The organism is Clostridium sp. ZBS15 (genome assembly GCF_023845705.1).
Classification (GTDB): Bacteria; Bacillota; Clostridia; order Clostridiales; family Clostridiaceae; genus Clostridium; species Clostridium aquiflavi.
Map to the genome: position 1 here is coordinate 1 of NZ_JAMQHY010000141.1, position 329 is coordinate 329.

The 329-nt window shown below is 32.5% G+C and carries 1 pseudogene; it reads right to left on the minus strand.

Annotated elements, in window-relative coordinates:
* Positions 1 to 329, minus strand: a pseudogene (locus NG904_RS17725) (hypothetical protein); the annotation flags it as partial.

Genomic DNA, 329 nt, shown 5'->3' on the forward strand with positions numbered 1-329 from the left:
AGTGTAGATCTCGGGGGGCGCCGCATTCTTTAAAAAAAAAAATTTTAATATCTTTGTTCTTCTTTCTCCCCTTTTTTTCCTTCTTCCTTTTTCCCTTTTTCCCTTTTCACTTCTTTTTCTCTCCTTCTTCCTTTCCCTCCTTTTCCTCCTCCTCTTCTTTTTCTTTCTTTTCTTCTTCTCTCCCCTCTTTTTTTTTTTTTTCTCTCTTATAGCTAGTACCATTTTTTCTTCTTTTCTTTTTTTTACTTTTTTATTTTGTTTCTTCTTTTTTTTTTTTTCTTTTTCTTTTTTTTGAGCTGCCAGCTTCCATTCTTTTCCTTCTTCTCCCT